This is a genomic window from Micromonospora sp. NPDC049523, assembly GCF_040676775.1.
Lineage (GTDB): Bacteria > Actinomycetota > Actinomycetes > Mycobacteriales > Micromonosporaceae > Micromonospora_G.
Genome location: NZ_JBFAPP010000016.1, coordinates 89,380 through 114,311, shown reverse-complemented (window position 1 = coordinate 114,311; position 24,932 = coordinate 89,380). Strand labels below are relative to the sequence as shown.

Below are 24,932 nucleotides of genomic sequence, written 5' to 3'. Positions count from 1 at the left end.
AGCCCCGCCCCCGGGCTCAGGCGGGGAGGAAGCGGGCGGCGTCGGCTACCACGTAGCCGGTGGTGTTCTCGGTGCGGATCAGCACGCTGCCGGCGGAGCCGGCGGTGAAGGGGAAGCTGCCTAGGGAGACCCACTGGCCACCCGAGGTCCGCTGGTCGACCGTGCGGGTGGTGATGCCACCACTGTGGACGACATCCACCGGTACGTTGCTGGCCCGGTTCTCGTGTGCGGTCCACCGCAGGTAGACCGCGTACGTGCCGGCGCTGGGCAGATACGGGGTGAACCGCATCCGGTTGACGCCCTTGCCGGTGTTGTCGTCGTGCTCGTAGTCGGGACCGTGGTAGCCACCGATCGAGGTGCTCCCCAGCCAGGTGCCGGCCCGGGTCACGCCGGTGGCCGCCCGGCTGTCGACGATCACCTCACCGGTGGCCGGCGGCGGCCAGACCAGCAGTTGACCGTCGGCGAGCAGTCGGGTCCGCAACGTCGGGTAGTCGACGTCCTGCACGGCCGTGCCGCTGTCGACCGCCAGCATCGCCGCGGTGGCAGCCGACTGGCCGAGGATCATGAACACCGGCTCCATCCGGATGGACCCGTACGCGATGTGGCTCGCGGCCAGGCAGACCGGCACGGTGAGGTTGGCGCACTGCCCTCGGGTCGGCACGATCGACCGGTAGCTGATCGAGTACGGCGCCGGCACCCCGATCTGTACGTCCCCCTCGTTACGCACCCGGCCATCGACCACCACCCGCTGGCAGTTGTGCGAGTCCATGGTGTAGCTGGCCAGTCCCACCGGGTCGGTGACCGTCTCCTGACCCCGGCAGTTCCGCTCGCTCATCACGTACGCCGAGATCATCCGCCGGGCCTCCCGGACGTAGAGCTGCGGCGGCCAGCCACCGGTGCCGGTGAACTCGTCGGCGGCCAGTCCCCAGGACGCCGTCGCCGACCTGACCGACGCCGGCAGCCGGGGGTCGTTGGCCAGGAACCACATCAGCCCCTGCTGGTACGCGCGGTGCTCGGCCGCGATGCTGTCCCGTACGGCGTAGCTCGCGGTCGGGTACGCGTAGTTCGCGCCGATGAAGTCGGTCGAGAACGCCCCGTTGTTGTTCGAGTCGGTCTTGCCGTTGCCCACCCCGTGGGTGGTGAAGAACGGACCGGTCCAGCCCGCCTGGACGTAGCGCAGCAGGAGTTCGTAGTCGGCGGCGTCATAGCCGGACGGGCGCGGGAACGGGATCCGGTTGCCGGCCTGGGTCAGACACATTCGGTAGTTGTACGCCTGGATCAGGCCGTCACCGCTGCCGTTGGGCGCGACCGGTGCGGCCGAGATACCGGGCAGCAGCCCGCTGGACGGGGTGCCCGCCACCACGTACGGGTCGACCGGGAAGTTGAACTGGTGCCCGTTGCGCAACTGCACCCCGTTGATGGTCTCGCCGTAGGTGCTGTTGCTCTCCCGGCCGACCGTCCAGGTCACGCCGGCCCGGTGCATCAGGTCGCCCTCGTAGCTGGCGTCGACGAACATCGGTCCGCGGAACACCTGGCCGTTGTCGGCGACGATCTCGGTGATCCGGTTGCCGGCCATGGTGACGGTGGACAGCCGGGTGCCGTAGTAGATCGGCACGCCCGACTCGGCGAGCAGGTCGTCGAAGACGGCGCGGGCGACGTGCGGTTCGAAGGTGAACCGGGCCGGCGAGGTCGGGGTGACCGGGGTGCCGGCGTACTTGGCGTGCACGCGGCGGTAGAACTCGCCGGCGATTCCCTTGATCGCGGACTGGGTGCCGCTGTCGGTCATGCCGAGCCCGCCGGTGGTCAGCCCACCGAGGTGGCTGCCCGGTTCGAGGACGACGGCGGTACGGCCCATCCGGCGGGCCTGCACGGCGGCGACGATGCCGGCCGAGGTGGCACCGTAGACCACCAGGTCGGCGGGGACGACAGCGGCGGCGAGGGCGGCGGTCGACAGTGCCGGCACACCGGCGACGACAACGGTGGCACCGCCGACCCGCAGTAGCGTACGGCGGTTGATCTGGTAGGGCATGGCGCGCGACTCCTCCGGTCGGTGGACCCGGGAGCGCGCCGCCGCATCCCTCGAATCACCCACGACTCTCACGCCGCCGTCCGACGTTGTCAAGGTCGTCTATCCGGTACGGCCGACCCGTGCCCGCTCGGGATGGTCGGGACCCTGCCCTTGTTCCGGGACGCCGGCCAGGCCGGCACGGCCCTCGTAGAGGTCGAGATAGAGCTGGTCCAATTCGTCGGCCAGCTCGTTGACCCGCTCCGGCCGGACGATGTCGTGTCCCAGCCCGAGCTCGCGGTCCAACCGGTGTACACGCAGCGGCAGGTCGTTCGCGTCGGCCAGCTTGCGTGGCAGCTCGACGGCCGCCCGCTGGTCGATCGACTCGTCGTTCTCGGAGAACGCCACGGCCACGGTACGCAGGTCGCTGCGGCCGGGCAGTGCTTCGAGGTTGATCGTGATCCGCAGGTACTGGGACAGCGCGGAGATCCAGAACCCGGTCGCGGTGACCTGGCGGTCCGGCAGGAGCCGGAACCCGAACAGTACGGTCAGCGGCTTGATCAGGTAACCGGGCGCCTTCGCCGGGTTCACCCGGTAGAACGGGGCGAGTACGAGCAGCCGGCGCACCACGTCGGAGCGGTACTGGGCCAACCAGGTGCCGAGCACCGCCCCGCCGGAGATGCCGACGACGCCGACCTCCTCCCCCAGTCCGGCCGCGATGTTGATCGACTCGTTCGCGTACCCGACCAGCTCGATCGCGCGCAGGTGTCCCTCCGCCCGCCGGTCGACCAGGCCGTGTCCGGGGGCGCGGGGCACGTAGACGTTGTAACCGTGGTCGAAGTAGAACCGCGCCAGGTTCGCGTACTGGGCCGGCGAGACGGTGTAACCGTGCAGCATCAGCACCGCCTTCGCGGTACGGCTGCCGTGGCTCAGCAGCACGCTCCCGGCCTCCGGCGCCACGTCCGGGTCGTCCCGGTCGGCGGTGACGATCTCCGTGGCACGGGCGACGGCGGCGTCGTAGTCCAACGACTCGACCAGCGCGTGTCGCAGCCGCCCGTTGCGCAGCGGCCACGCGTAGACGACCAGCACCGGGACGAGCAGCAGCAGGACCAGCAGCCCGACCACGATCGCGACCCAGGGCAGGATGCCGCCGCCGAGGTGCGCCGCCGAGTAGTGCCAGACGCTGTTCGAGGAGTGGTCCAAGGGTTCACCTGCCGTCACCGGAGCTGACGTAATCCGTACCGGAAACGGTAGTTACGGAGGTCACCTACTGGCCCGTAGCTGTGGTCGGGATCATGTCCGGACCACAGCCGACCCGTCCACCGGGTGTGCCGACGGTTGAAAAGCATCACAATCTCACCGAGAGTCGGATCCCCGACGGTCCGTCGCGAGGCCTGTTTCCGCAGCCCAGAAGGGGCGATGCTGGGGTACGGGCGGGATGGGGGCGGTATTCGCGGCTACCTAGGGTAGGGGTCATGACGAAAGCTGTCGCAGCTCGCCGGGGTGCGCTCGCCCTGGCGCTGGCGCTGGTCGTGATCGGGGCGGTCTTCGGCGTACGGGTGGCGGCCGACGCCGGGTCGCCCGCACCGTCGGCCGCCGCGCTGCTCGGACCCGACTACGTCGACATCCGTACGGTCCGCGGCGGCGGCGCCGAACCGGCCCCGGTTGCGGGGGCGGCCACCGGCACCTACAGCTGGGACTGCGGCCGTAACGAGATCGGCCACCGCAACACCGCGAACGTGGTGGTGGTGCCGGGCATGCCCGGTCCGGTGCACCACGTGCACGACTACGTCGGGAATCTCTCCACCGATGTCAGCTCCACCGTCGACAGCCTCGCCGGCGGCGGTACGACCTGCGCCAACGGCGACGAGTCCACCTATTACTGGCCGGTGCTGCGTACGCTGCCGGCCGCACAGGCCGAGCACACCGCCGGGCACCCGGGCGGGGCGCCCGGCGCACCGGTCACCGAGCACGCCGGTGAGATCCAGTTGCCGGTGTCGCTGACGCTCACCTTCCACGGCAACCCGCGGACCCAGGTCATCCCGATGCCGTCGCTGCTGCGCGCCACCATGGGCGACGCCGTGGCGATCACGAACGGCGGGGCCCGGGCGCAGGCGACCTGGACCTGTTCGGACACCCCGCAGCTGCGTACCACCCGCTATCCGGTCTGTGCCGCCGGCCAGCGGGTGACGCGGGTGTTCGACTTCCCCAGCTGCTGGGACGGGCGGCAGGTGGACAGCACCGACCATCGCCAGCATCTGGTCTTCCCGGTCGCGGGCGGCGGCTGCCCGGTGGCGACGTTCGCGGTGCCGCGACTGCGCCTGGTCGCTACCTACGACCTGCCCGCCGGGACCCGCTACCGGATCGACGCGTTCGACGGACAGCGCAACAGCCCCCTCACCGATCACGCCTTCTTCGTCAACCTGATGCCCGAGCCGGTGATGGCGCAGGTGGTGCGCTGCCTCAACGCGGGCGAGGTGTGCGGCGACCACGCCGGGTCGGGCCGGTGACGGTCCGGTGACCAGACGGCCACCGGACCCTCGGACGGGTCGAGCAGTCGACGGCAGCGGCCCGTGAACGGCGCTACCCGTGGCCCGGTCATTGCGGGCGCCCGACCTCGAACCGACCGTCGCCGGAGGTGACGACGACGGTGACCGTCCGCTGCTCACCATCCACCACCACCGAGCACGGGAACCTCTCGTCGACCCGTACCGGCTGCTCGGGTGGGCAGCTGACGCCGGTCACGTCGAGCTGGTAGCTGTCCCGCAGCACGCCGGTGACGCCGACCTGCAACGCCCCGTCGTCGAACACCTTCCGGTTCAGAAAACCCGGCCAGGTCAGCCCGAGTACGACCACCAGGGCGGCCAGCGCCACCACCGGTCCACCGATCATGAGCGCGAGCCTTGCCGGCCCGCCCGGTCGCAGTCGCCGCCGCTCGGGCTGACCCGGCTCCCGGACCGCCGGCCTGGACTCCGAGGCGGGTCCCCACTGCGGGGCGGGCGCCGGTCCCCAGTGGGGTGGTGGCACCGCACCCCACTGCGGGGCGGGAGCGGCCGTACCCGCGCTCGGCTGGCCCCAGGGCTGCGGGTCGTTGTTGCCGAAGGGTCCGTACGGGCTGGTCATCATCGCCTCCCGAGGTATCCGGCGTGCTCAGTAGCCGGCCGTGGTGGGTGCCGAGTCGGCCTGCGGCGCGGCCTTCGTCTTGCCGCCGGCCGGGCTGATCGCGAACCAGGTGCCGCCGACGCCCTGGCCCAGGATGTCGCCGGGCTTGGTGTCCTTGGCGAAGTAGTAGACCGGCCAGCCGTTGATGGTCACCTGGCAGGTGCCGTCGGCCCGCTCGACGTAGCCGACGAGTTGCGGGTCCACCCCGCTGGGGTAGATCGCACCGGGCGACTTGATCAGCAGCGGGGGCCAGGTCTTGGCGCAGTCACCGTTGCAGTTGGACTTCGACGGCTTGGCCGTGTCCTTGTCGAAGCGGTAGAGCGTCATGCCCCGACCGTCGGCGACGTAGGCACCGATCTGGGCCGAGGCGGTGCTGTTGAGCTGGACGATGTTGCTGCCCTTGCCGGTGTCCGGGGCCGGCGAGAGCGGCACGTCCGAGGGGCCGCTGTAGATCTGCACCCGGCGCTGGGTCTTGGCCACCACCGGTTTCGCGGTCGGGGCGGCGGTGGGCGTGTCCCCGATCACCTCGGGCGTCGCCTCGGCGGTCGGCTCGGCGGCTGGCGTCGGCGTCGACACCACCCCGGCCGGGGCAGCGACGGTGGTGGTCGCGGCGCCGGAGTCGCCGCACGCGGCGAGGGCCGCCAGGCCGGAGAGGGCGATCGCGGCGTACGCGATCCTGCGGTGCAGCTTCATGACTGGTCCACCTCGTGGCTCGTCGGGTCCGGGTCCGCCCGATCGGCGACCCGGTTCGGCATCCACACGGAGTGGGTCGCGAAGTGGTTCACCGGTATGCGGAAATCATCGAATCCGCCGTCGGCGGAAAATTCCGCTGAACCGATTCCGACGAGGATGCGTGTGGGTGGTGGCAACAGCGACGGGACCTCGACTCGACACCTACCGAGCCCCGGTCGCCAACACCTTTCACATCGACAGAAAGCAGGAATCGTCATGGCTACCTACCACATCCAGACCGAGGACATTCAGGAGTCGGCGAGCTGGCTGCAGCAGAACATGCAGACGCTGCTGGACGGGATGAACCAGGCCAAGAGCAAGATCGACACCTTGATCCAGGGCGGTTACAACACCCCGGCCGCGCAGGCGAAGTTCGGCCCGTACTTCGACGAGTATAAGTCGAGTGTGGACCAGACGCTGCAGGGCATGGAGGGCATCAGCCAGTACCTCCAGCAGGTCGGCACGGCGTTCGAGGACACCGACACCCAGACCGGGAACAGCCTCGGCTGAATCGGGGAGAACAAGGCCGCGCGGTGACACAGCACCGCGCGGCCTTGACCATTTCCCGACCCGGGACAACCGACCGGAACAACCGATCTGGAGTTTGCCGTGCGCCTCTTGCTCACCGTTGTGGATCCGCTTTCGGTGGCCACCGACTACCAGGTGGACGTCGCACCGGAGACCACCGTCCACGAACTCGCCGAGGCGCTCGCCGCCCGGCGACCGGAGCCGACCGACGATCTGCCCCGGATCTTTGTCGCCGGTGCGCCGCTGGACCCCCGGCTCCCGCTGGCCGAGGCGCCACTGCGGCAGGGGTCGGTACTGGGACTGGGCCGGCCCGCCGAGGAGACGAGCGCGCCACCACGGGGTCTGGTCGAGGTACGGGTGGTCGGTGGCAGCGATGCCGGCGGCGTCTACCCGCTCGACCTGGGCGAACACACCGTCGGCGCGGCCAGCACCTGCCGGGTGCGCCTCTCCGACCCCGCCCTGGCCGCCGTGATGGCCCGGGTACGGGTCACCCCCGACGGCCGCTGCCACCTGCTTCCGGTCGGCAGCGGCCTCCTGCTGGACCGGACCGCACTCGACACCGAGCAGGTCTGGACCCCCGGCGCCCAACTGGCCGTCGGCTCGTCCCTACTGGAACTGCGTACGCCGGAACGGGCCGACGCGGCACTGCAGCTCTCCGAGGACCGGACCGGGTTCGACTACAACCGCCCGCCCCGGCTGCTGCCCGCCGCGAAGACCACCCGGTTCACCCTGCCCGGCCCGCCGATCCCACCGGAGCGGCGACCGCTCGCGCTGATCGCCATCCTGGCCCCGCTGGTCGTCTCCGGTGCGGCGTACTTCATCACGCACAACCCGGCCACCCTGCTCTTCGCCCTGCTGTCCCCGATCGCGCTGATCGCCAACCAGGTCAGCAGCCGACGTCAGGGGCGCGCCTCCTACCGCGGCCGGGTCGCCGAGTACGAGGCGAAGAAGAGCCGGGTCGCCGCCGAGGCCCAGGAGGCGCTGGCCGCCGAACGGCTGGCCCGCCGGTACGGCTCCCCCGACCCGGCCGCCGTGCTGCTGACCTGCGTGGGTCCGCAGCGGCGGCTGTGGGAGCGGCGGCGCTCCGATCCGGACTTCCTGGAGCTGCGGGCGGGTACCGCCGACCTGCCGTCCGAGGTGGTGCTCACCGACCCGGCCCAGGACGAGCACCGGCGCGAGGTCAGGTGGAGCGCGCTGGACGTACCGGCAACGGTCGCCGTACGCCGGCACGGTGTCGTCGGTGTCGCGGGCGGTGAGTTGGCCCGGACCACGGCCCGGTGGATGCTGGCCCAGGCCGCGGCGCTGCACAGCCCCGAGGACCTGCAGATCTACCTGCTCTCCGGTGCCGGCGACAACGACGGCTGGGCCTGGACCCGCTGGTTGCCGCACCTGTCCCCGCGCGACGGTCAGGACACCCTGGTCACCGTCGGCGCCGACACCCAGACCCTGGCCCGCCGGGTGGCGGAACTGGTCGCGCTGATCTCCGCCCGCACGGTCGAGTCGAGATCCGACGGCGCGTTCCGGGACGTGCTGGTGGTGCTCGACGGCGCCCGCAAGCTCCGCTCGCTGCCGGGTGTGACCCAGATCCTGCGCGAAGGTCCCGCGGTCGGGGTCTTCGCGATCTGCCTCGACGCGGAGGAGAAGCTGCTACCCGAGGAATGCCAGGCGGTCGTCGCCCAGCAGCCCGACGGCACCCTGCTGGTCACCCGTACGCTGGCCGACCCGATCCCCGGTGTCCATCCCGACCTGGTGGCGCGGCAGTGGCTGCGCCGGATGGCTCGGGCGCTGGCGCCGCTGCGGGACACCGGCGGCACCGACGACGGCGGAGCCCTGCCGGACGCCAGCCGGCTGCTGGACGTACTCGCGATGGAACCGCCGGAGCCGGACGCGGTCGCGGCGCGCTGGGCCACCGGTGGGCGTACGACCGAGGCGGTGCTCGGCATCTCGCTGGACGGCCCGTTCGCCCTCGACCTGAAACGCGACGGCCCGCACGCGCTGATCGCCGGCACCACCGGTTCGGGCAAGTCCGAGCTGTTGCAGACCCTGGTCGCCTCGCTCGCGGTCGCCAACCGGCCGGACGCGATGACGTTCGTGCTGGTCGACTACAAGGGCGGCAGCGCGTTCAAGGACTGCGTACTGCTGCCGCACACCGTCGGCATGGTCACCGACCTGGACACCCACCTGGTGAGCCGCGCCCTGACCTCGCTCTCCGCCGAGCTGCGGCGTCGGGAGCACATCCTCGCCGAGGCCGGTGCGAAGGACATCGACGACTACGTCGACCTGCTGCGCCGCGAGCCGACCCGGGTCCCGATGCCGCGACTGCTGATCGTCATCGACGAGTTCGCCTCGATGGTCCGGGACCTGCCGGACTTCGTCACCGGTCTGGTCAACATCGCGCAGCGGGGGCGGTCGCTCGGCATCCACCTGGTGCTGGCCACCCAGCGTCCCGGTGGCGTGGTCTCGCCGGAGATCAGGGCGAACACCAACCTGAGGATCGCCCTGCGGGTCACCGACAGCAGCGAGAGCCAGGACGTACTCAACGCCCCGGACGCGGCCTCGATCTCCAAGTCCACCCCGGGTCGGGCGTACGTGCGGCTGGCGCAGTCCTCGCTGGTGCCGTTCCAGGCGGGCCGGGTCGGCGGGTTCCGCCCCGGCAGCGTCGCCACCGAGCGGCCGGCACCGTGGCTGGTGCCGCTGGACTGGACCGACCTGGGCCGGCCGGCGCCGACCCGACCGGGCGGTACGGCACCGTCGGCCGAGCTGACCGACCTCGCGGTCCTGGTCCAGGCGGTACGCGGTGCCAGCGAGCGGCTCGCCATCGCGCCCCAGCACAGCCCCTGGCTGCCCGCTCTGCCCACCACACTGACCGTGGACGACCTACCGCCGCCACGCACCGGCGGCTACCACCTGCCCGCGGTCGCGTACGGGCTGGTGGACCTGCCCGCCCAACAGGACCAGGTGCCGCTGGAGCTGGACCTGGCGACCCTGGGGCACCTGCACGTCATCGGTTCGTCGCGCAGTGGACGGTCACAGACCCTGCGTACGCTCGCCGGCGCACTCGCCCGCGCCCACTCGTCCGCCGACGTCCACCTGTACGGGATCGACTGCGGCAACGGGGCACTGCTCGCCCTGAACGAGCTGCCGCACTGCGGTGCGGTGGTGCAGCGTACGGAGGCCGAGCGGCTCGGCCGCCTGCTCTCCCGGCTGACCGCCGAGATGGGCCGCCGCCAGCAGTTGCTCGCCTCGACCGGTTCGGCGAGCCTGGTGGAGTTCCGGGCCGGCACGAGCGGGTCGGAGCGGCCGCCGCACATCCTGGTGCTGCTGGACCGCTGGGAGGTGTTCGACAAGACCTTCGCCGACTTCGACAACGGCACCCTGATGTCGGCGCTGCTCACGCTCCTGCGGGAGGGCGCGGGCGCGGGTATCCACCTGGTCCTGGCCGGCGACCGGAGTTTGTTCTCCACCCGGGTCTCGGCGACCACCGAGGACAAGCTCGTGCTCCGGCTGAGCGAGCGCAGCGACTACGGCATGGTCGGCATCAACTACCGCCAGCTTCCGGACGAGATCGAGGCCGGTCGGGCGTTGCGCGCGGTCGACAGCGCGGAGGCGCAGATCGCACTGCTGGCCCCCGTCCGGCGCCCCGGCGAGGAACCGTCGGCGGTCGACGGTTCGGGGCAGGGCCAGGCCCGGGTGCTGGCCGAGATCGCCGAGACGACCGGGGCACGGGACCGGGACCTGCCGGAGTCGGTTCGCCCGTTCCGGATCGACGTGCTGCCCGACGAGGTCACCCTCGACCGGGCGCGGACGCTGGTCCGTCCGGCCGGGCCGCTGTGGGCGATGCTCGGTGTCGGTGGTGACCGGCTCAGCGGGGTGGGACCGGACCTGGCCGCCATCGCCAGCTTCGTCGTGGCCGGCCCACCCCGGTCGGGGCGGAGCACGGTGCTGATGACGATGGTCTCGTCGCTGTTGGAGCGGGGTACGCCGGTGGTCGTCGCGGCCCCACGCCGGTCACCGCTGCGGGACTTGGCCGGGATGCCGGGTGTGCTCGACCTGGTCGCCGGGGACGATCTCACCTCGGCCCGGCTCGCGGCCGCGCTCGACGGGCACGACGGTCCGGCGGTGGTCGTACTGGACGACGCCGAACTGCTGCTCAAGTGCGACGCCGGCAGCGACCTGGGCGAGATCGCCCGAACCGGTACGGAGACCGGCCGGGCGCTGATCATGGCGGGCACCATCGACGGGCTCTCCGGCGGCTTCGGCGGCTGGCACGTCGACGCCCGCCGCAACCGGCACGGCGCGCTGCTCAGCCCGCAGGGGCTCGGTGACGGCGAGTTGCTGGGCGCCAAACTGTCCCGTGGTCAGCTCGGCGGTGGACGGCCCGGCCGGGCGCTGGCGCACTTCGGCGACGGCGTGGTCCGTACGGTGCAGGTCCCCCGCGCCGACCTCGACGCGGTACGGGCCTCGGTACGCGAGTCCGCCGCCCACTCCTGAACACAGACGATCAGGGGGACACCGATGCGGTGTCCCCCTGATCCGTGCTTGCGCGGCGACTACGGCCGCTCGGCGGTTCCCGTCGGGGTGAGGCGCAGAGTGCCGGTGATCGTGTCGAAGAGTTCGAACAGCTCGTCGGCCTCGGCGACGTTCGGGCTGGTACCGGTCACCACGAGCACGTCGGTGGAGCCCGGCAGCGGTACGACGGTGTGCATGACGGCGGACCGTACGGTCGCCTCGTCCAGGGTGACGTGCTGGATGCCGTGCACCCGGCCGACCGTACCGATGCCGTCGAGCTGTGCGGTGCTCACCCGCCGCCAGGTGCCATCGGCCTGTGCCGGGCGCTGCACCGCGGTCAGCGCGCCGAGCACGTCACCGGTTGCCGGTGGGGTGACCACCGACACCAGTACGGTCGCGGTGAGCGGGCCGTCCTCGTAGAGCTGGAAAGTGCCGGCAGCGTGTACGGCACCCGAGCGCCGGGCCTGCCGCACCGAGCGGCGTACGGACTCGGTGAACTCGCCGGCCTGGCTCTCGGTGAGCCCGGCCTCCCGCGCCTGGGTCCACACGTCCAGCGCGATCCGGTTCTCGCTGGCCTCGTCGGCGAGGGAGAAGTCGACCCAGTCGTCTGGCGTACGCAGGTGGAAACCGGTCGGTGCCGGGGTGGCCGTGGATGTCGGGTCGGTCACTGCACTACTCCTTCGCCTGCGGCGCTGAGCCGTCGGTGGCCGGCTCGGTGAGCGCGGCGGCCGTCTGTTCGTCGGTCTCCCGGAACGCGTCCGCGACCGCCTTGGCCGCGTCGCGTACCCCCTCCAGGTCCTTGGCCAGCACGTGCCGGCCGTCGCCCCACCGCTTCTCGAACTCGTGCGCGGCCGACTCGAGGTCGTGCTGGCCGAGCGTGTCGACCAGTTGGCCGATGCCTCTGATCGGTGCACTGTCCATCAGGTCTTTGGTCCGTTGCAGCAGGTCATGCACCCGCTCCAGTTCGGCACCGGGAACGTCGATCACGCTCATGCGGATTCCTCCGGGGGTGTCGCAGCGACTCTGCGCGATACACGGTCCGCCGGGCGTACCGGTTCAGCGGGTGTCCGGCGAGCGCGGAATTCTCCGGACTGAACCGGTCCGCGCTGCGCTACGTGTTCGAGTCGCGTCCCGGTGGATGAGCCCCGGGACCAGCGTCCCGGCGGACGGCCCGGACGAGCGGAAACCAGTAACGGCGTGATGGGGAGTTGGGTCATGACGCGTCCAGGGACGGCCGAGTGGTCGGTGCTGCAACTCGACTCCGATCCGGTGCCCGGTGATCCCGAGTCCTTCGAGGAGATCACCCGGGCCTACCAGGAGTTGGCCAGGACCACCCAGGAGGCGCACGACCTGCTGGCCTCGGGCAGCCAGGTCGACGTCGGCCAGGGTAAGGCGATGGAGGCGTTCCGGGACCTGATCGGCAAGCTGCCCGGCCGCCTGGACACGATGGCGCACTCGTACGGCCAGGCGGCCGACGCGTACCTGCGGTATCTGCCGTCGTTGCAGGAGGCGCAGGCGATGTCGCTGCGGGCGCTGGAGGACGCCCGGCAGGCGAGCCAGGACCAGGGCTCGTCCCAGGTCGCGCTCGCCGCGGCGCAGGCGGTGATGATCGCACTGGGCGGGAACCCGGACGCCGAGGCCGCCGCGAAGGACACCGCCACCGACGACGTCAACGCCGCACGCAACCGCCAGGCGCAGGCCGACCAGGCATTGGACCAGGCCAAGGCGCTGCTGGGGCAGGCCACCGCGCTGCGCGACCAGGCGGCCCGTACGGCCGCGCAGGTGATCCGGCAGTTGGCCAAGGACGCGCCGCAGCGGTCGCTGTGGGAGAAGATCGCGGAGGCGTTCCAGGCGTTTGTGGACTTCCTGCGCAGCACCGTGATCGAGTGGATCACGACCGTGCTGGACGTCCTCTCCGCGATCGCCTCGTTCATCTTCCCCCCGCTCGGTTCGGCCATCGGCTTCCTATCCGGCGCGATCGACTTCGCCAGCGCGCTGGCCGGCGGCAACGCGGGCGAGATCGCGATGGCGGCGGGCGGGATCGCACTCGGCCTGGTGCCCGGCGGACGGCTGGTCGGGCGGGTGATGAAGTTCGCCGCCAAGGGCGGCAAGCTGCTGCCAGGCACGGTCTCCGACGGGATCAGGGCCGGCAGCAAGAGCCTGGGCGACGGGGGCAGGCAGATCGGCGGCGCGCTGCCCGGCAGGGCCGGCACCGGCGTGGGCGCGAACCGGCCGCCGGTGCCGAAGGACACCTCGGTCTCGGTCGACATCCGCGAGTGCGTCACCGACCCGGTCGACGTCGCCACCGGCGAGATGGTGCTCGCCCAGACCGACCTGGAACTGACCGCCCCGCTGGCACTGGCGATCGGGCGGACCCACGTCTCGTCGTACCGGGCCGGTGGCTGGTTCGGGCCGTCCTGGGCGTCCACCCTCGACCAACGGCTCGAATTCGACGGCGAGGGCGTCTGCTACTTCGCCCCGGACGGGATGATCCTGGTCTACCCGCCGGCCCCGGCCGGCGAGCCGGTACTGCCGGTGGAGGGCCCCCGCTGGCCGCTGACCGTCGGCGACGACGGCAGCGCCCGGCTCACCGACCCGCTGCTGGAACGGACCACCCACTTCTCGCTCTCCGGCCCGGTCGGGCTGATCTCGGCGGTGACGGACGGTGACGGCGGCCGGCTGGAGGTCGTACGGGACGACGACGGCAGGCCGACCATGCTCACGCACCCGTCCGGGCAGCGGATCGCGCTGACCACCGAGGCGGACCGGATCACCGCGATGCACCTGGTCGACTCCACCGGACGACCCGCCGCCCTGGTCACCGGCTACGGCTACGACGATCGGCAGCGGCTGATCGAGGTGGTCAACGCCTCCGGCCAGCCGATGCGGTTCGGCTACGACGACCACGGCCGGGTCACCGACTGGCGGGACCGCAACGGTGTCGGTTACCACTACACGTACGACGAGGACGGGCGGTGCGTACGCACCGAGGGCGACTCGGGTTACCTGAGCGCCAGCCTCGCCTACGACCCGCTACGGCGGCTCACCGTCTACACCGACTCGCTCGGCGACAGCACCACGTACCAGCTCGACGGGGCCGGTCACCTGTCGAGCCGTACCGATCCGCTCGGCAACACCACCCGTTACGTCTGGGGCCGCTACAACCAGTTGCTCAGCCGTACCGACCCGCTCGGGCGGACCACCCGCTACGACTACGACGGCGACGGCCGCCTCACCGCCGTGGTCCGCCCCGACGGCAGCACGGTGCGTACCACCCTCGACGGCGGTGCGATGACGATTTCCGTACGGGCCGGGGCGCGGACCTTCACCCGGCGCTACGACGGGGCCCCGGATCCGGCGAACGAGCAGCTCGGAATCGCCGGGCTGTTCGACTACGACAGCCTCCGCTCCGAGGACCGGGTGCGGCCGGACGCCGCCGTCGCGGGCCGGCAGGTCGCCCGTCCGGGCCGCCACGGCGGGTCCGAACAGGTCCGCTACGACAACGAGGGCAACCCGGTCGAACGTGTCGACGGCGACGGCCACCTCAGCCGCACCGAGTACGGACCGTTCGGCCTGGTCCTGGCGACGGTGGACGCGACCGGTGCCCGTACCGGATACGAGTACGACACCGAACTCCGGCTCACCCGGGTCACCAACCCGCTCGGCCTGACCTGGTCCTACGCCTACGACCGGTGCGGGCGCGTGGTCGAGGAGACCGACTTCAACGGCCGGGTGCTGCGGTTCGAGTACGACGCCGCCGGCCAGCTCGTCCGGTCGACCAACGGGCTCGGCGAGGTCACCGAGTACGAGCACGACCCGCTCGGCAACGTGGTCGAGCGGCGTTGCCTGTCGGGGACCACCGCGTACACCTACGACCCGGTCGGTCGCCTGGTCCGGGCGGTGAACGAGGACGCGATCATGGTGATCCAGCGCGACGACCTGGGTCGGGTGACCGCGTCGACGACCAACGGCCGTACCCTCTCCTTCCGCTACGACGACACCGACCGCAGCCGGCACCGCCTCACCCCGTCCGGGGCGGACAGTGTCTGGTCCTACGACCCGTTCGGCAACGTGGCCTCGCTGGTCACGGCGGGGCACCGGGTCGGCTTCCGGCAGGACGCATCGGGCCGGGAGCTGCGGCGTACGGTCGACGGCCGGGTGGTGCTCGAGCAGTCGTACGGCGAGGACCGGCGGCTGGCCGCCCAGGTGGTGCCCGGCCGGCGGCAGCGGCGGTTCGACTACCGGGCCGACGGCCAGCTCACCGGCATCGACGACAACCGCACCGGGCGTACCGACTTCGCGCTCGACCCGGTGGGCCGGGTGCTCGGCGTACGCGGGCCGGGCCGGGCCGAGGACTACCGGTACGACGCCGGCGGTCAGCTCACCACCAGCGCCCTGGCCGGGGCGCACCACTCGGGCGAGCTGCGTTACCACGGCAATCTCGTCACCGAGGCGGGGGCGGTGCGGTACCGCTACGACCGGCAGGGGCGGATGATCACCCGTACCGTGTCCGACCCGGTGGCCGGCGAGCAAAGCTGGCATTTCCTGTGGGAGGGCCAGGATCGGCTGGTCGGGGTGCTGACCCCGAGCGGTGACCGGTGGCGTTACCTCTACGACCCGCTCGGTCGGCGGATCGGCAAGCGGCGCTACTCGGCGGCCGAGGCGCAGGACCCGGCCAGCCTGCGTTTCCCGATCGACCCGCGCCTGCTGGTGGAACAGGTCGACTTCGTCTGGGACGGGCCGCTGCTGGTGGAGCAGATCCACACCGACCCGCGGGGACGGGTCCGGGTGACCACCTGGGACCACCACCCGGACCGGCAGCACCCGGTGGGCCAGTCCGTACGCACCGGCCAGGACCAGGTCGACCGGCGGTTCTACGCGATCGTCACCGACCTGGTCGGCACCCCCACCGACCTGGTCGGCACGGACGGCGAACTGGCCTGGCAGGGCGGCGGCACGCTGTGGGGTGGCCCGTCGGGCGGTGCGGGCGACGCCGAGGCGATGATGCCGTTGCGTTTCCCCGGGCAGTATCTCGACCCGGAGACCGGCCTGCACTACAACGTCTACCGCTACTACGACCCCGCCACCGGCCGGTACGTCAGCCAGGACCCGCTCGGCCTGGCCCCGGCGCCCGACCCGGCCGGTTACGTGCGGAACCCGTACAGCGGCGCGGATCCGCTGGGTCTGGCACCGAAGCCGTCGTGCACGGCCGGGGCGGCGAGCAGCGCCCCGGTCACACCGGGCGGCGGCAGCGACGCCGCGCACCTGGACGGCGTCGGCAGTTCGGGCTCCCGGCCAGCTTCGCCGGAACCGGTCGACGCGCCCGTGCAGGGCCCGGCGAACCACCCGGCGATCACCGACTCGGTGCAGGGCATGGGCCAGCAGAGGCCGGGCTACGTCTACCACGGCTCCAGCGAGCCGCCGGAGGTCGTGTTCGCGCAGGGCCTGAAGTCGCGGGCGGAGCAGGCCGGCACGGTGCCGCACTACAACATCAAGCAGCACATGCACAACGGCAAGGGCAGCGGTTTCGTCTCCACCACCGGGGACCTCCAGGTGGCGATGCAGTTCGTCCGGTCCGACGGCACGAAGGTCAGCGCGGGCGGCAAGGAGTTCTACCGGCGGGAGGGGTGGATCTACGCGATCGACCCGTCGAAGGACCAGTACATCCACCTGCCGTCGCAGCGGATCCCGGGCATGAGCCACCTGGACTACCAGGACGAGTACGCCGCCCTGGACCACATCTCACCGGACCGGATCGTCCAGGCGACCAAGGTGGACGGCTACTACAACGTGGACGCGTTCGAGGTGCCGGACCCGGCCAACCCGGGCGAGAAGATCAAGCAGATCAAGATCGATACGCCGAGCAGCTCGAAGTACGGGCTGAAGATGAGCGGCGTCGAGGGCCCGGGGGCCCCGAAGCGGGGCTAGCTCGCTCTTTCCGGTGTCGGCCCCGCTCGGGCCGGCACCGGCCCACCGCGAGTTGTCGTCACCGGGCTCGCGACCAACCACCTATACGGACGGACACCAGATGGAGGCAACGATGGCCGAGGTGCAGAACCCGACGGTCACCCCGCAGCTACGGCAACGGGCAAGGCAGAGCCCGGACAGCTGGATCTACGTCGTCGATCCCGGTTTCGAGGGTGCACCGGAGGTGCCCGGCTGGGCGGTGGTCGGCGCGTACCGGGTGGACGAGCGGGGCGAGGTGGTGGACGAGTTGCGGCCCAATCCGAGCTACCGGCCCACCCCGGCTGCCCTGGGTTTCCCGCCACCGGCGAACGAACTGGAGGGCGCGTTGCAGCGTGCGGTCACCGGTCACGCCGACGACGACGAGGTCCGAGCGGCGCTGCTGGAGGCAACCGTGTTCGTACCGCACCTGTCCGGGACGGACGGGGTGGCCGGCCTCGACGCGGGGCTGGACCAGCGAGTGGTGCACGCGTTCAGCTCGGAGCGCTACCTGCCCGGACCCGTCACCTGGCGGCACTGGGAACGCCTGCCGGTACGCGATCTGGCCGAGGCGCTCGGCGAGCGTTACCTGCTGCTCAACCCCGACAGCGAGCTGGAACTGCGGGTGCCGAGCCGGGACCTGGGCTGACGGCCGGCCGTAGCCGCGACAGGTTGGCAGCCGTGGCGGTGAACCGGTCCGGCCGGGCGTACGTGTTCGTTTCATCTCGGCGGTCCACCTGCCCGCCCGGCCCGTACGAGTAGCGACAACTCTGTGAGCGAGGTAGTCATGCCCAGGCTGGTCCCGATCGCCGGTAGCAGCGGTTCCACCACCCTGCCGGGTTGGTTGGCCTGCCTGTCCGCCGTCCTGCTGATGCTGCTGCTTCCGCTGACGCCCGCCCGGGCCGCGGCCGAACCGGCGGTGCCCTACTGGGTGGTGCCCGGCGAGCCGGGTACGGTCAGCGACCTGACCCTGCCCGGTGTCGCGGACCGGCTGCTCGGCGACAGCCGACGCTGGCCGGAGATCCTCGACCTGAACCAGGGCCGCGCCCAGCCGGACGGGCTGACGTTGACCGACCCGGCGCGGTTACGCGCGGGCTGGGTGCTGGTCCTGCCGGAGAACGCGAGTTCCGGCGAGATCCGGATCGGCCCACCACCGGGTACGGGCCAGCCGGCCGCGACCTCGCCGGACACCTTGCCTGCGGCACCGCTGGCGACCGGTCCCGGCGACACCGGCCAGCTCCGGATCCTCGGCCTCTCCCCCACCTCGGCGGTCCTGACCTGCCTGGGTGTGCTGGTGCTCGCCGGCGCACTGGTCGCCGGGGTGCCGGCGCTGCGTCGCCGGAGTGGCCGGCCGGTGGCTCCTGCGCCGGTCGCGACCGGTTCCCGCGCCGTGCTGGACCGGGCCCTGCGCCAACTCGCCACCCGCCCGTCCCAACCCCAGGTGTACGCGGCCGTGGTCGGTCCGGACCGGGTGTCGTTGCGGCTGGCTCCGGCGGTACCGGAGGCGCCGTCGCCGTGGCAGCCCCGCGAGCAGGGCTCGGTGTGGGAGGCACCCAACTGGCAACTCGACGACGGCTCCGCCACCGCCGGCCCGACCGCGCTCCCGCTGCTCGCCACGGTCGGCACCATCGGCGGCGAGTTGACCGTGGTGAACCTCGGCCGGGCGCCGGGCGTGGTCGCGCTCACCGGCGATCCGGCGATCTCGATGGCCGTACTCGGCGCATTCCTGGACGAGATCGGCTCCGATCCCGCCGCCGCGTCGGTGCTCATCACCGTCCTCGGCCCGGTGCCCGGCACCCGGCTGCCGGCCGGACGCCTGCGCGCCACACCGGATCCGGTCGGTGCCGTCGACCTGCTCGCGGCGGGTCGGGGCGGGTCGGGGCCGGACGACACGGGACCCGTGACGCCACCTCCGCTGCGCGGGCAACTGGTGGTGGTCACCGCACCCATCGGCTCGGTCGCGGTCGAACGGCTCGGCGCGATGGCCACGCTGTCGGACGACACCGCCGCCGTACTGGTCGTCGGGGACGTACCGAACGCCGCCTGGCGCTTCGAGGCCGGCGCCGACGGTTCACTCGACGTCGGCGTACTCGGCCTGCGACTCGACCCGCCCCTGACGCCACGCAGCCGCGGCGCGCTCGCGTACGGCAGCCGGGGCTGATCCCGCTCCTCCTCGTTAACCGGATAGGAAGGTATTGGTGATGAAGCCTCTCGGCCCACGAACACTGCTCGGCCCGCTGACGCTGGCCGTGGCGCTGCTCGCCACGGGGTGCACGACCACGGTGACCAACCCGGTCGCCGCGCCGCAGCCGGAGACCGGCGCCGCGCAGAACGACCTGGGGCGGCGCAGTCCGGAGGGTGGCTACTGGCCCAAGTCGGTGCAGCTCGGACAGAATCCGGAGCTGGGTCCGGTGGTGCTCGACGGCCAGGGCTTCACCCTCTACCGGTTCGACCAGGACATCAGCTCGCCATCGGAGTCCACCTGCGTCGACGAGTGCTCGGACCAGTGGCCGCCGGTGCTGGTCAGCGAGAAGATCACCTTTCAGAACCTCGACTCGGCGGTGCTCGGCGCGGTGAACCGCCAGGACGGCACCCAGCAGGTCACCGTCGGCGGTTTTCCGGTGTACCGCTTCGCCGACGACAAGGTTCCCGGACAGATCCTCGGCCAGGGCGCCCAGGGCGTCTGGTTCGTGGTGTCACCCGATGGCGGCAAGGCAGCTCCGCAGGGAGCACCGATCGGGAGTTGAGGAGGGCGCGACGTGATGACCGGCACACAAGTCGTCCGCGTACGAACTTCGCGGAGACCGCTGCTTCATTGTTTGGTCCGGCAATGGGAGAAACGGGCCAGGTGGGGGCCTCGGAGGGTGGGGGAAAATGGCGGGGTTAAGGACTCATCGTCGCCAGGAGGTGGCCGACGAGGCGTTGGTCCGATCCCTGTTCCAGGAACACGGGCGGGCCATGCTGGCGTACGCGACGCAACTCACCAGGGATCGGGCCGCGGCCGAGGACGTGGTCCAGGAGGCTCTGGTACGCGCCTGGCGGCACCCGGACAGCCTGGTCAACGGCAAGGGATCGGTACGCGGATGGCTGCTGACGGTGGTCCGCAACATCGTGACCGACACCATCCGGGCACGCAACGCCCGGCCGACTGAGGTGCCGGAGACACCGGTGGACGTCGCGGTGGAACGGGACCACGCCGACCACGTGGTCAATTCGATGGTGGTCGTCGACGCGCTCAATCAGCTCTCCCCGGAGCACCGAGAGGTACTTGAACAGGTTTACCTACTCGGGAGTACAGTTGCCGAAGCCGCCAAGGCATTGGGTATCCCGCCGGGGACGGTCAAGTCACGCTCCTTTTATGCACTCCGGGCTTTACGCGAAATTCACTCGGAGCGCCCTGCCGGGATGGAACGGTCTGCCTCATGAAAACTCCGGACAGCTTGCACCCAGCCGATGACCATGTGGACATCGGCGGTTACCTGACGGAGTCGCTCGAGCCGGAGCAGGTCCGGGAGGTCGAAGAGCACCTCGCGGGCTGCGCGGAGTGCCGCGCGGAGGTCGACTCGCTGCGCGAGTGGGAGAAGGCGCTCGGTGCCGTACCCGATGCGATGTTGCTGGACGGACCGCCCGAGGGCGGCGACCTGTTGCTGCAGCGGACCCTGCGCCAGATCCGTACGGAGTCCGCGGGCAGGCGCAACCGGCGCAGCGCATGGGTGAGCTCGGCCGCCGTGGTGGTCGTGGCCGCCGCGATCTCGGCCGGTGTCGTGGTCGGCCGGGTGACCAACGACCCGCCGTCAACCGAGGGCCAGTCTCCTCCGGCCCCGTCGGTCTCCACAGCCGCACCCGGTACCAGGTTCGCCACCGCCACCGACGCGACCACCGGGGCCAGGATCACCGTCGCGGTTTCCCCCCTGCCCGGCTGGGTACGGCTCAACGCCGCGGTCTCCGGCATCCCGGCCGGTGAACTCTGCCGGCTGGTGATCGTCGGCAAGGACGGCACCGAGATCCTCGCCGGCAGTTGGCTGGTGTCGCAGAAGGGCGAGGACGAGGGGACCACGCTCGACGGCACCGCGTTGATCGACCTGACCCAGGTAGCCAAGGTCGAGGTGGAGAACACCAGTGGCAAGAAGTTCACCAGCGTGCAGCTCTGACCGTACCGACCCGCACGACGATGATGCCCACGCCGGCCGGCGTGGGCATCATCGTGTCAGCACCGGGAACTACCGGTACTTGGCGGTGCAGGTGGCGGTTCCGGGGGCGGAGAAGCCGTCCCGGAACGCCTCGACCCGGGCGAAGCCGGAGGGAACGCTGGCACCGTCGACGTCCGCGGCGATCAGGCTGTCCGCGGTCAGCATCTCGGCCACCGCCTCGTCCAGGTCGCCGGGGGAAAGCCGCAACGCCGCACCCCGGCCCGCCACGATGCTGCCGGCCCAGACCCCGGTGAGGCACGCCGTACGCTGCCCGGCGGCGACCCCGCGCAACGGGTAGCCGGCCACCCGTTGCAGCGACAGCGCGTAGCGCGAGGCGACCTCGGCGAAGGCGGCGAAGTCACCGATCCCGCCCCGGCGCCCCGGCTGGGGCGCGGATCCGATGCGGACCAGCGCGTCGAGGTCGAGCCCGATGGTGTCGGTGCCGGGGCAGTAGGCCGCGGGTCTGGTCGGTGCGGCATCCGGACAGCCGTCCAGCACCGCACCCACCGTCGGCGGCTCGGCCCCGGCCGGCGCGTACGAGTTGCGCAGGGTGGTCATCAGCGCCCGCAGTGCGTCCGGATCGTCGACCGGCAGGTCGGCGGCACCGTCGTCGCGTACCCGGTCGTCGCTGGCCTGCTGGGTGATCCGCCGACGGACCTCGGCCTCGTCGATCTGCGCGCACCGCCGGGGCCCGTCGCCGAAGCCGAACTGGAAGGCGGACACCCGGTCGAACGCGTTGCCGTGCGCGCCCTGCGCGTCGAATCCGGTGCCGGCGGAGTCGCGGATGAAGAACAACGTGGACATGATCTGGTTCAGGCCGGGCCCGGTGGAGAGCTGGAAGTGCGGCGCGTTGCCCTCGGCCACCCACCGGAAGAAGCTGCCCGCGTAGCAGTCGGCCTGCTGTTCCTTGACGATGGAGGCGGTCTGCGCACCGGTGGCGCCGAGCCGGAACTGCACGGCGTGACCCAGCTCGTGGGCCAGCACCGCCACCACCGACATAGGACCGAACGAGTCGTCCAGGGTGGGCAGGAGCTGACCCCGGTCCCAGGCGACGGTGTCGTCCGTCGCACAGTAGAAGGCGTTGACCAGTCCCGCCGTGCCGGTCCCGCACACCTGGGGACCGGCACCGCCGGAGTCGTACGAGACAAGCCTGGTGACCGGCTCGAACCGCTTGCCGAAGTTCGCCGGCAGCACCTCGGTCCAGTATTCCTGCACGTCGTCGACGGCGTCGAGCGCCAGCCGGTCGATCCGTCCGCCGTCGCCGCCGTCGGCGGTCAGCCGGGAGCCGGCGACGCCCCGCCGCGGGCCGCTGTCACCGGTGGTGATGTCGAGCCCGGCGACCTTGGTCGCGCTCCAGCGTTCGACGCCACCGGTTCCGGCGACGGACTGCGTACAGGCCGCCAGCAGGGTCGCCGCCAGCAGCACCGGCATCCACCTCGGTGGACGAGCCGATCTCGTCATGTTCACGTACCCTCTTCGATTCCGTGGTCTACGGGCGTACGCGTCCGCCGCACGGGGGTTCGCCGGCCGGGCCTGGCCCAGGGGCTCGGACGCGCACGAAGACGGGTGTGCCGGGCTGGCGTGGAGCCAGTCCGGCACACCCGGGGCAAAGCTGGGATCAGCCGAGGAAAACCGAGGCCACGGCGTTGTCGAAACCGATCGTGGCCAGGTCGGTGACGTCCCCGTCGATGACCTTCGAACGGCCCTTGCAGTTGGCCTCGGACCAGATCTTGAGCGAACCGGGAGCCGCCACCGAGGACGTCACGCCGGGCCGGCTGAGGTTCTGGCAGCCGGTGCCGCCGACGCCCTGGGAGGCGCCGTTGTCGCTGAAGTTGGCGTCGTCGAAGAGGACGGCACTGGTGGCGGGCGGGGTCTGCGGGTTGCCCGGGTTGGCGTCCGGCGTGGTGTCGCCGCCGGCCGGTACGCCGGCCTTCGTGCCGGTCGGCGTCACGCCGAACCAGGTGCCACCGACGCCGTTGCCCAGGGTGTCACCGGGCTTGGTGTCCTTCGCGAAGCGGTAGACCGGCCATCCCCCGATGGTGACCTGGCGGGTGCCGTCGGCACGCTTGACCGTACCGACCGCGGACTTCTTGATGCCGGCGATGAAGATCTTGCCGCCCGGCGCGACCGTGACCGGCGGCCAGGTCACCGCGCAGGCGTCGTTGCAGTTCGACTTGGACGGCTTGGCGGTGTCCTTGTCGAACCGGTAGAGGGTCAGGCCCGCACCGTTGACCACAACCGGGTCGAGGTCGCCGGCCTTGCCCGCGGTGAGCTGCACCCATTTCTGCGCGGCCGGGATGGCCGCACCGGTGGCGGTGCCACCATTGGGGACCGCCCAGTCGCCGGTACCGGCCGGGGAGTTGTTCGACTTGGCGGTGCCGGAAAGCAGCGACAGGTCCGTCGCCCCGGTGCCGTCACCCTGGCCGCCGGCCTGGGTGGTGGCCGGCGCGGCAGGAGGCTGCGCTGCCGGCGCGCTCTCGTCGGAGTCGCACGCCGACAGCATCGCCACACCGGTGGCCAGCAGGACAGCGAGTGGCACGAAACGCTTGCGCAACATCTGAGTTTCTCCAGTGTCTACCCGGCTCCAGCACATCCGGAAGCCGTTCGGCATCCACACGGAGCCGGTGCGCGATCGGTTCAGTCGGCCTTCGGTGCCGACCGGAGACGGCACGCGCCGGGTGTGCCTCTAGCATCTAGCCGCATGCGCACCGATCCCGTGATCATCGACGGCCTGGCCGGGCCCGTTCAAGTGACGACGAACCTGCTCACCGGTAGGCACTCGATGACCATCGGCGGGCAACCGACGGTGGGTACCCGTCGAGGTCACTACAACCTTCCGACCGCCGATGGGCAGACCGTGCCGGCCAGGTTGCGGGCCAGCCTGCTCGACCCGTACCCGACGATCGAGGTCGCTGGTGTCAAGTACCGCACCGGACCCGCAATCCCGCTCGCGCTGCGGATCCTGGCGCTGCTCCCGTTCGTCCTCGTGATCGCAGGCGGGCTGCTCGGCGGGGTGATCGCCGCAGCCGGCCTGGTGGCGAACTTCGGCATCGCGCGCGGTTCGCAGTCGACCGCCGTAAAGGCGATTTTCATGCTCCTGGTCCTCGTGGGCACATTCCTGACATACACCGCAGTCGTCACGCTACTGCTCCTCTAGGCGCAGCCGCTGCTCCTCTAGGCGCAGCCGCCGGCAAGGCCCCGCGCACACCAGTTCGTCACCAATGCTGGTGTGCCGCTTCCCCGTGCCGGCATAATTATCGGCCTTGCACCGACCCCTCACCCCCTGCCCCCACGCCCCCTTGGAGCACCCTGTGTCGGCAGAGTTCGCCCTGCGTGAGGCCCTCAGGCGGGACTTCGCGCGCAACCGCGACGGGCTCACCCGCGCGGTTCTGGTCGTCTTCCGCTACGGGCAATGGGCGGACCGGCGAAAGGGGGCGGCCAGGATCCTCCTCGCCCTACCGCACAAGGTCGCCAACCTGCTCCTGCTGCGGCTCGCGGTCGGCTGCGATCTGCCTGCGCAGACGACCTGCGGACCGGGGCTGCGCCTGCACCACGCCGGACGGGGCGTCGCCCTCCACCGGCGGGCGGTCCTCGGCGCCGACGTCACCCTCTTCCACGATGTCGCCATCGGTCAGCGCGACAACAGCGGCGAGCCGGTGCTCGAAGACGGTGTGGTGGTGGGCGTGGGCGCCCGCATCCTCGGCCCGGTCCGGCTCGGCACCGGGGCGCGGGTGGGCGCGAACGCGGTCGTACTCGACGACGTGCCGGCTGGCGGAACGGCCCTCGGCCCCCGCGCCACGATCCGCCCCGCGAACCGGAGCCAGGCCGAACCGGAAGGCGCCACCGCTTCCTGAGCGGGGCGG

The 24,932-nt window shown here is 71.5% G+C and carries 19 protein-coding genes; 11 read left to right on the top strand and 8 right to left on the bottom strand.

Annotated elements, in window-relative coordinates; translation table 11 throughout:
• Nucleotides 1-16 precede the first annotated feature (16 nt).
• Entirely contained in the window at nucleotides 17-2,029 is a 2,013-nt protein-coding gene (locus AB0J90_RS24365) for an FAD-dependent oxidoreductase (protein WP_363599417.1), read from the bottom strand.
• A 99-nt stretch (nucleotides 2,030-2,128) separates the two neighbouring features.
• Complete coding sequence (locus AB0J90_RS24360) at nucleotides 2,129-3,208, bottom strand: alpha/beta fold hydrolase (RefSeq protein ID WP_363599415.1); 1,080 nt, start codon at nucleotides 3,206-3,208, stop codon at nucleotides 2,129-2,131.
• A gap of 272 nt (nucleotides 3,209-3,480) precedes the next feature.
• On the opposite strand from AB0J90_RS24360, the gene AB0J90_RS24355 reads away from it, so the two are divergent.
• A complete protein-coding gene (locus AB0J90_RS24355) occupies nucleotides 3,481-4,515 on the top strand; it encodes a DUF1996 domain-containing protein (protein ID WP_363599413.1) in 1,035 nt (344 codons plus the stop codon).
• Nucleotides 4,516-4,603: 88 nt separating this feature from the next.
• Here the strand turns inward: AB0J90_RS24355 and AB0J90_RS24350 are convergent, their stop codons facing one another.
• The gene (locus tag AB0J90_RS24350) at nucleotides 4,604-5,128 is read right to left on the bottom strand and encodes a DUF4333 domain-containing protein (RefSeq protein ID WP_363599411.1); all 525 of its coding nucleotides are present in this window, start codon (nucleotides 5,126-5,128) and stop codon (nucleotides 4,604-4,606) included.
• A 27-nt stretch (nucleotides 5,129-5,155) separates the two neighbouring features.
• The gene (locus AB0J90_RS24345; protein WP_363599409.1) at nucleotides 5,156-5,860 is read right to left on the bottom strand and encodes a hypothetical protein; all 705 of its coding nucleotides are present in this window, start codon (nucleotides 5,858-5,860) and stop codon (nucleotides 5,156-5,158) included.
• A gap of 255 nt (nucleotides 5,861-6,115) precedes the next feature.
• On the opposite strand from AB0J90_RS24345, the gene AB0J90_RS24340 reads away from it, so the two are divergent.
• Together AB0J90_RS24340 and AB0J90_RS24335 are read left to right on the top strand one after the other, a co-directional pair.
• Complete coding sequence (locus tag AB0J90_RS24340; RefSeq protein ID WP_363599407.1) at nucleotides 6,116-6,409, top strand: WXG100 family type VII secretion target; 294 nt, start codon at nucleotides 6,116-6,118, stop codon at nucleotides 6,407-6,409.
• Nucleotides 6,410-6,508: 99 nt separating this feature from the next.
• Nucleotides 6,509-10,918, top strand: coding sequence for an FtsK/SpoIIIE domain-containing protein (locus tag AB0J90_RS24335; RefSeq protein ID WP_363599405.1), 4,410 nt, complete (start codon nucleotides 6,509-6,511; stop codon nucleotides 10,916-10,918).
• Between the two features lie 59 nt (nucleotides 10,919-10,977).
• Here AB0J90_RS24335 and AB0J90_RS24330 read toward each other — a convergent pair whose 3' ends face one another.
• Nucleotides 10,978-11,604, bottom strand: coding sequence for a hypothetical protein (locus AB0J90_RS24330; RefSeq protein ID WP_363599403.1), 627 nt, complete (start codon nucleotides 11,602-11,604; stop codon nucleotides 10,978-10,980).
• A gap of 4 nt (nucleotides 11,605-11,608) precedes the next feature.
• Entirely contained in the window at nucleotides 11,609-11,929 is a 321-nt protein-coding gene (locus AB0J90_RS24325; RefSeq protein ID WP_363599401.1) for a hypothetical protein, read from the bottom strand.
• A gap of 222 nt (nucleotides 11,930-12,151) precedes the next feature.
• Between AB0J90_RS24325 and AB0J90_RS24320 the strand changes: the two genes are divergently transcribed.
• From AB0J90_RS24320 to AB0J90_RS24295, 6 genes are all read left to right on the top strand, one after another.
• Nucleotides 12,152-16,864 (top strand): DUF6531 domain-containing protein, encoded by a 4,713-nt coding sequence (locus AB0J90_RS24320; RefSeq protein ID WP_363599399.1) that lies wholly within the window; start codon nucleotides 12,152-12,154, stop codon nucleotides 16,862-16,864.
• A gap of 100 nt (nucleotides 16,865-16,964) precedes the next feature.
• A complete protein-coding gene (locus AB0J90_RS24315; protein WP_363599397.1) occupies nucleotides 16,965-17,528 on the top strand; it encodes a type VII secretion system-associated protein in 564 nt (187 codons plus the stop codon).
• Between the two features lie 138 nt (nucleotides 17,529-17,666).
• Nucleotides 17,667-19,040: a hypothetical protein gene (locus AB0J90_RS24310; protein WP_363599395.1), complete on the top strand. Its 1,374-nt coding sequence runs from the start codon at nucleotides 17,667-17,669 to the stop codon at nucleotides 19,038-19,040.
• A gap of 40 nt (nucleotides 19,041-19,080) precedes the next feature.
• Nucleotides 19,081-19,626, top strand: coding sequence for a hypothetical protein (locus AB0J90_RS24305; RefSeq protein WP_363599393.1), 546 nt, complete (start codon nucleotides 19,081-19,083; stop codon nucleotides 19,624-19,626).
• Nucleotides 19,627-19,753: 127 nt separating this feature from the next.
• Entirely contained in the window at nucleotides 19,754-20,305 is a 552-nt protein-coding gene (locus AB0J90_RS24300; RefSeq protein ID WP_363599391.1) for a sigma-70 family RNA polymerase sigma factor, read from the top strand.
• Nucleotides 20,302-21,030 carry a zf-HC2 domain-containing protein gene (locus tag AB0J90_RS24295; RefSeq protein ID WP_363599389.1) on the top strand — a complete coding sequence of 243 codons (729 nt, stop codon included), beginning with the start codon at nucleotides 20,302-20,304 and terminating at the stop codon, nucleotides 21,028-21,030. The genes AB0J90_RS24300 and AB0J90_RS24295 overlap by 4 nt, the downstream gene beginning before the upstream one ends.
• 69 nt (nucleotides 21,031-21,099) lie before the next feature.
• Here the strand turns inward: AB0J90_RS24295 and AB0J90_RS24290 are convergent, their stop codons facing one another.
• Together AB0J90_RS24290 and AB0J90_RS24285 are read right to left on the bottom strand one after the other, a co-directional pair.
• Nucleotides 21,100-22,530 (bottom strand): neutral zinc metallopeptidase, encoded by a 1,431-nt coding sequence (locus AB0J90_RS24290; protein WP_363599387.1) that lies wholly within the window; start codon nucleotides 22,528-22,530, stop codon nucleotides 21,100-21,102.
• Between the two features lie 157 nt (nucleotides 22,531-22,687).
• On the bottom strand, nucleotides 22,688-23,626 hold the full coding sequence (locus tag AB0J90_RS24285; RefSeq protein ID WP_363599385.1) for a hypothetical protein: 939 nt from the start codon (nucleotides 23,624-23,626) through the stop codon (nucleotides 22,688-22,690).
• A gap of 144 nt (nucleotides 23,627-23,770) precedes the next feature.
• Here AB0J90_RS24285 and AB0J90_RS24280 point away from each other — a divergent pair, with 144 nt between their 5' ends.
• Nucleotides 23,771-24,226: a hypothetical protein gene (locus AB0J90_RS24280; protein WP_363599383.1), complete on the top strand. Its 456-nt coding sequence runs from the start codon at nucleotides 23,771-23,773 to the stop codon at nucleotides 24,224-24,226.
• 154 nt (nucleotides 24,227-24,380) lie between these two features.
• Entirely contained in the window at nucleotides 24,381-24,923 is a 543-nt protein-coding gene (locus AB0J90_RS24275) for a serine acetyltransferase (RefSeq protein ID WP_363599381.1), read from the top strand.
• Nucleotides 24,924-24,932: the final 9 nt, after the last annotated feature.

Coding starts and splice junctions, on each gene's coding strand:
- AB0J90_RS24365 (WP_363599417.1), bottom strand. CDS start 2,029: ATGCCCTACCAGATCAACCGCCGTACGCTACTGCGGGTCGGCGGTGCC.
- AB0J90_RS24355 (WP_363599413.1), top strand. CDS start 3,481: ATGACGAAAGCTGTCGCAGCTCGCCGGGGTGCGCTCGCCCTGGCGCTG.
- AB0J90_RS24350 (WP_363599411.1), bottom strand. CDS start 5,128: ATGACCAGCCCGTACGGACCCTTCGGCAACAACGACCCGCAGCCCTGG.
- AB0J90_RS24345 (WP_363599409.1), bottom strand. CDS start 5,860: ATGAAGCTGCACCGCAGGATCGCGTACGCCGCGATCGCCCTCTCCGGC.
- AB0J90_RS24340 (WP_363599407.1), top strand. CDS start 6,116: ATGGCTACCTACCACATCCAGACCGAGGACATTCAGGAGTCGGCGAGC.
- AB0J90_RS24325 (WP_363599401.1), bottom strand. CDS start 11,929: ATGAGCGTGATCGACGTTCCCGGTGCCGAACTGGAGCGGGTGCATGAC.
- AB0J90_RS24320 (WP_363599399.1), top strand. CDS start 12,152: ATGACGCGTCCAGGGACGGCCGAGTGGTCGGTGCTGCAACTCGACTCC.
- AB0J90_RS24315 (WP_363599397.1), top strand. CDS start 16,965: ATGGAGGCAACGATGGCCGAGGTGCAGAACCCGACGGTCACCCCGCAG.
- AB0J90_RS24310 (WP_363599395.1), top strand. CDS start 17,667: ATGCCCAGGCTGGTCCCGATCGCCGGTAGCAGCGGTTCCACCACCCTG.
- AB0J90_RS24305 (WP_363599393.1), top strand. CDS start 19,081: ATGAAGCCTCTCGGCCCACGAACACTGCTCGGCCCGCTGACGCTGGCC.
- AB0J90_RS24300 (WP_363599391.1), top strand. CDS start 19,754: ATGGCGGGGTTAAGGACTCATCGTCGCCAGGAGGTGGCCGACGAGGCG.
- AB0J90_RS24295 (WP_363599389.1), top strand. CDS start 20,302: ATGAAAACTCCGGACAGCTTGCACCCAGCCGATGACCATGTGGACATC.
- AB0J90_RS24290 (WP_363599387.1), bottom strand. CDS start 22,530: ATGACGAGATCGGCTCGTCCACCGAGGTGGATGCCGGTGCTGCTGGCG.
- AB0J90_RS24285 (WP_363599385.1), bottom strand. CDS start 23,626: ATGTTGCGCAAGCGTTTCGTGCCACTCGCTGTCCTGCTGGCCACCGGT.
- AB0J90_RS24280 (WP_363599383.1), top strand. CDS start 23,771: ATGCGCACCGATCCCGTGATCATCGACGGCCTGGCCGGGCCCGTTCAA.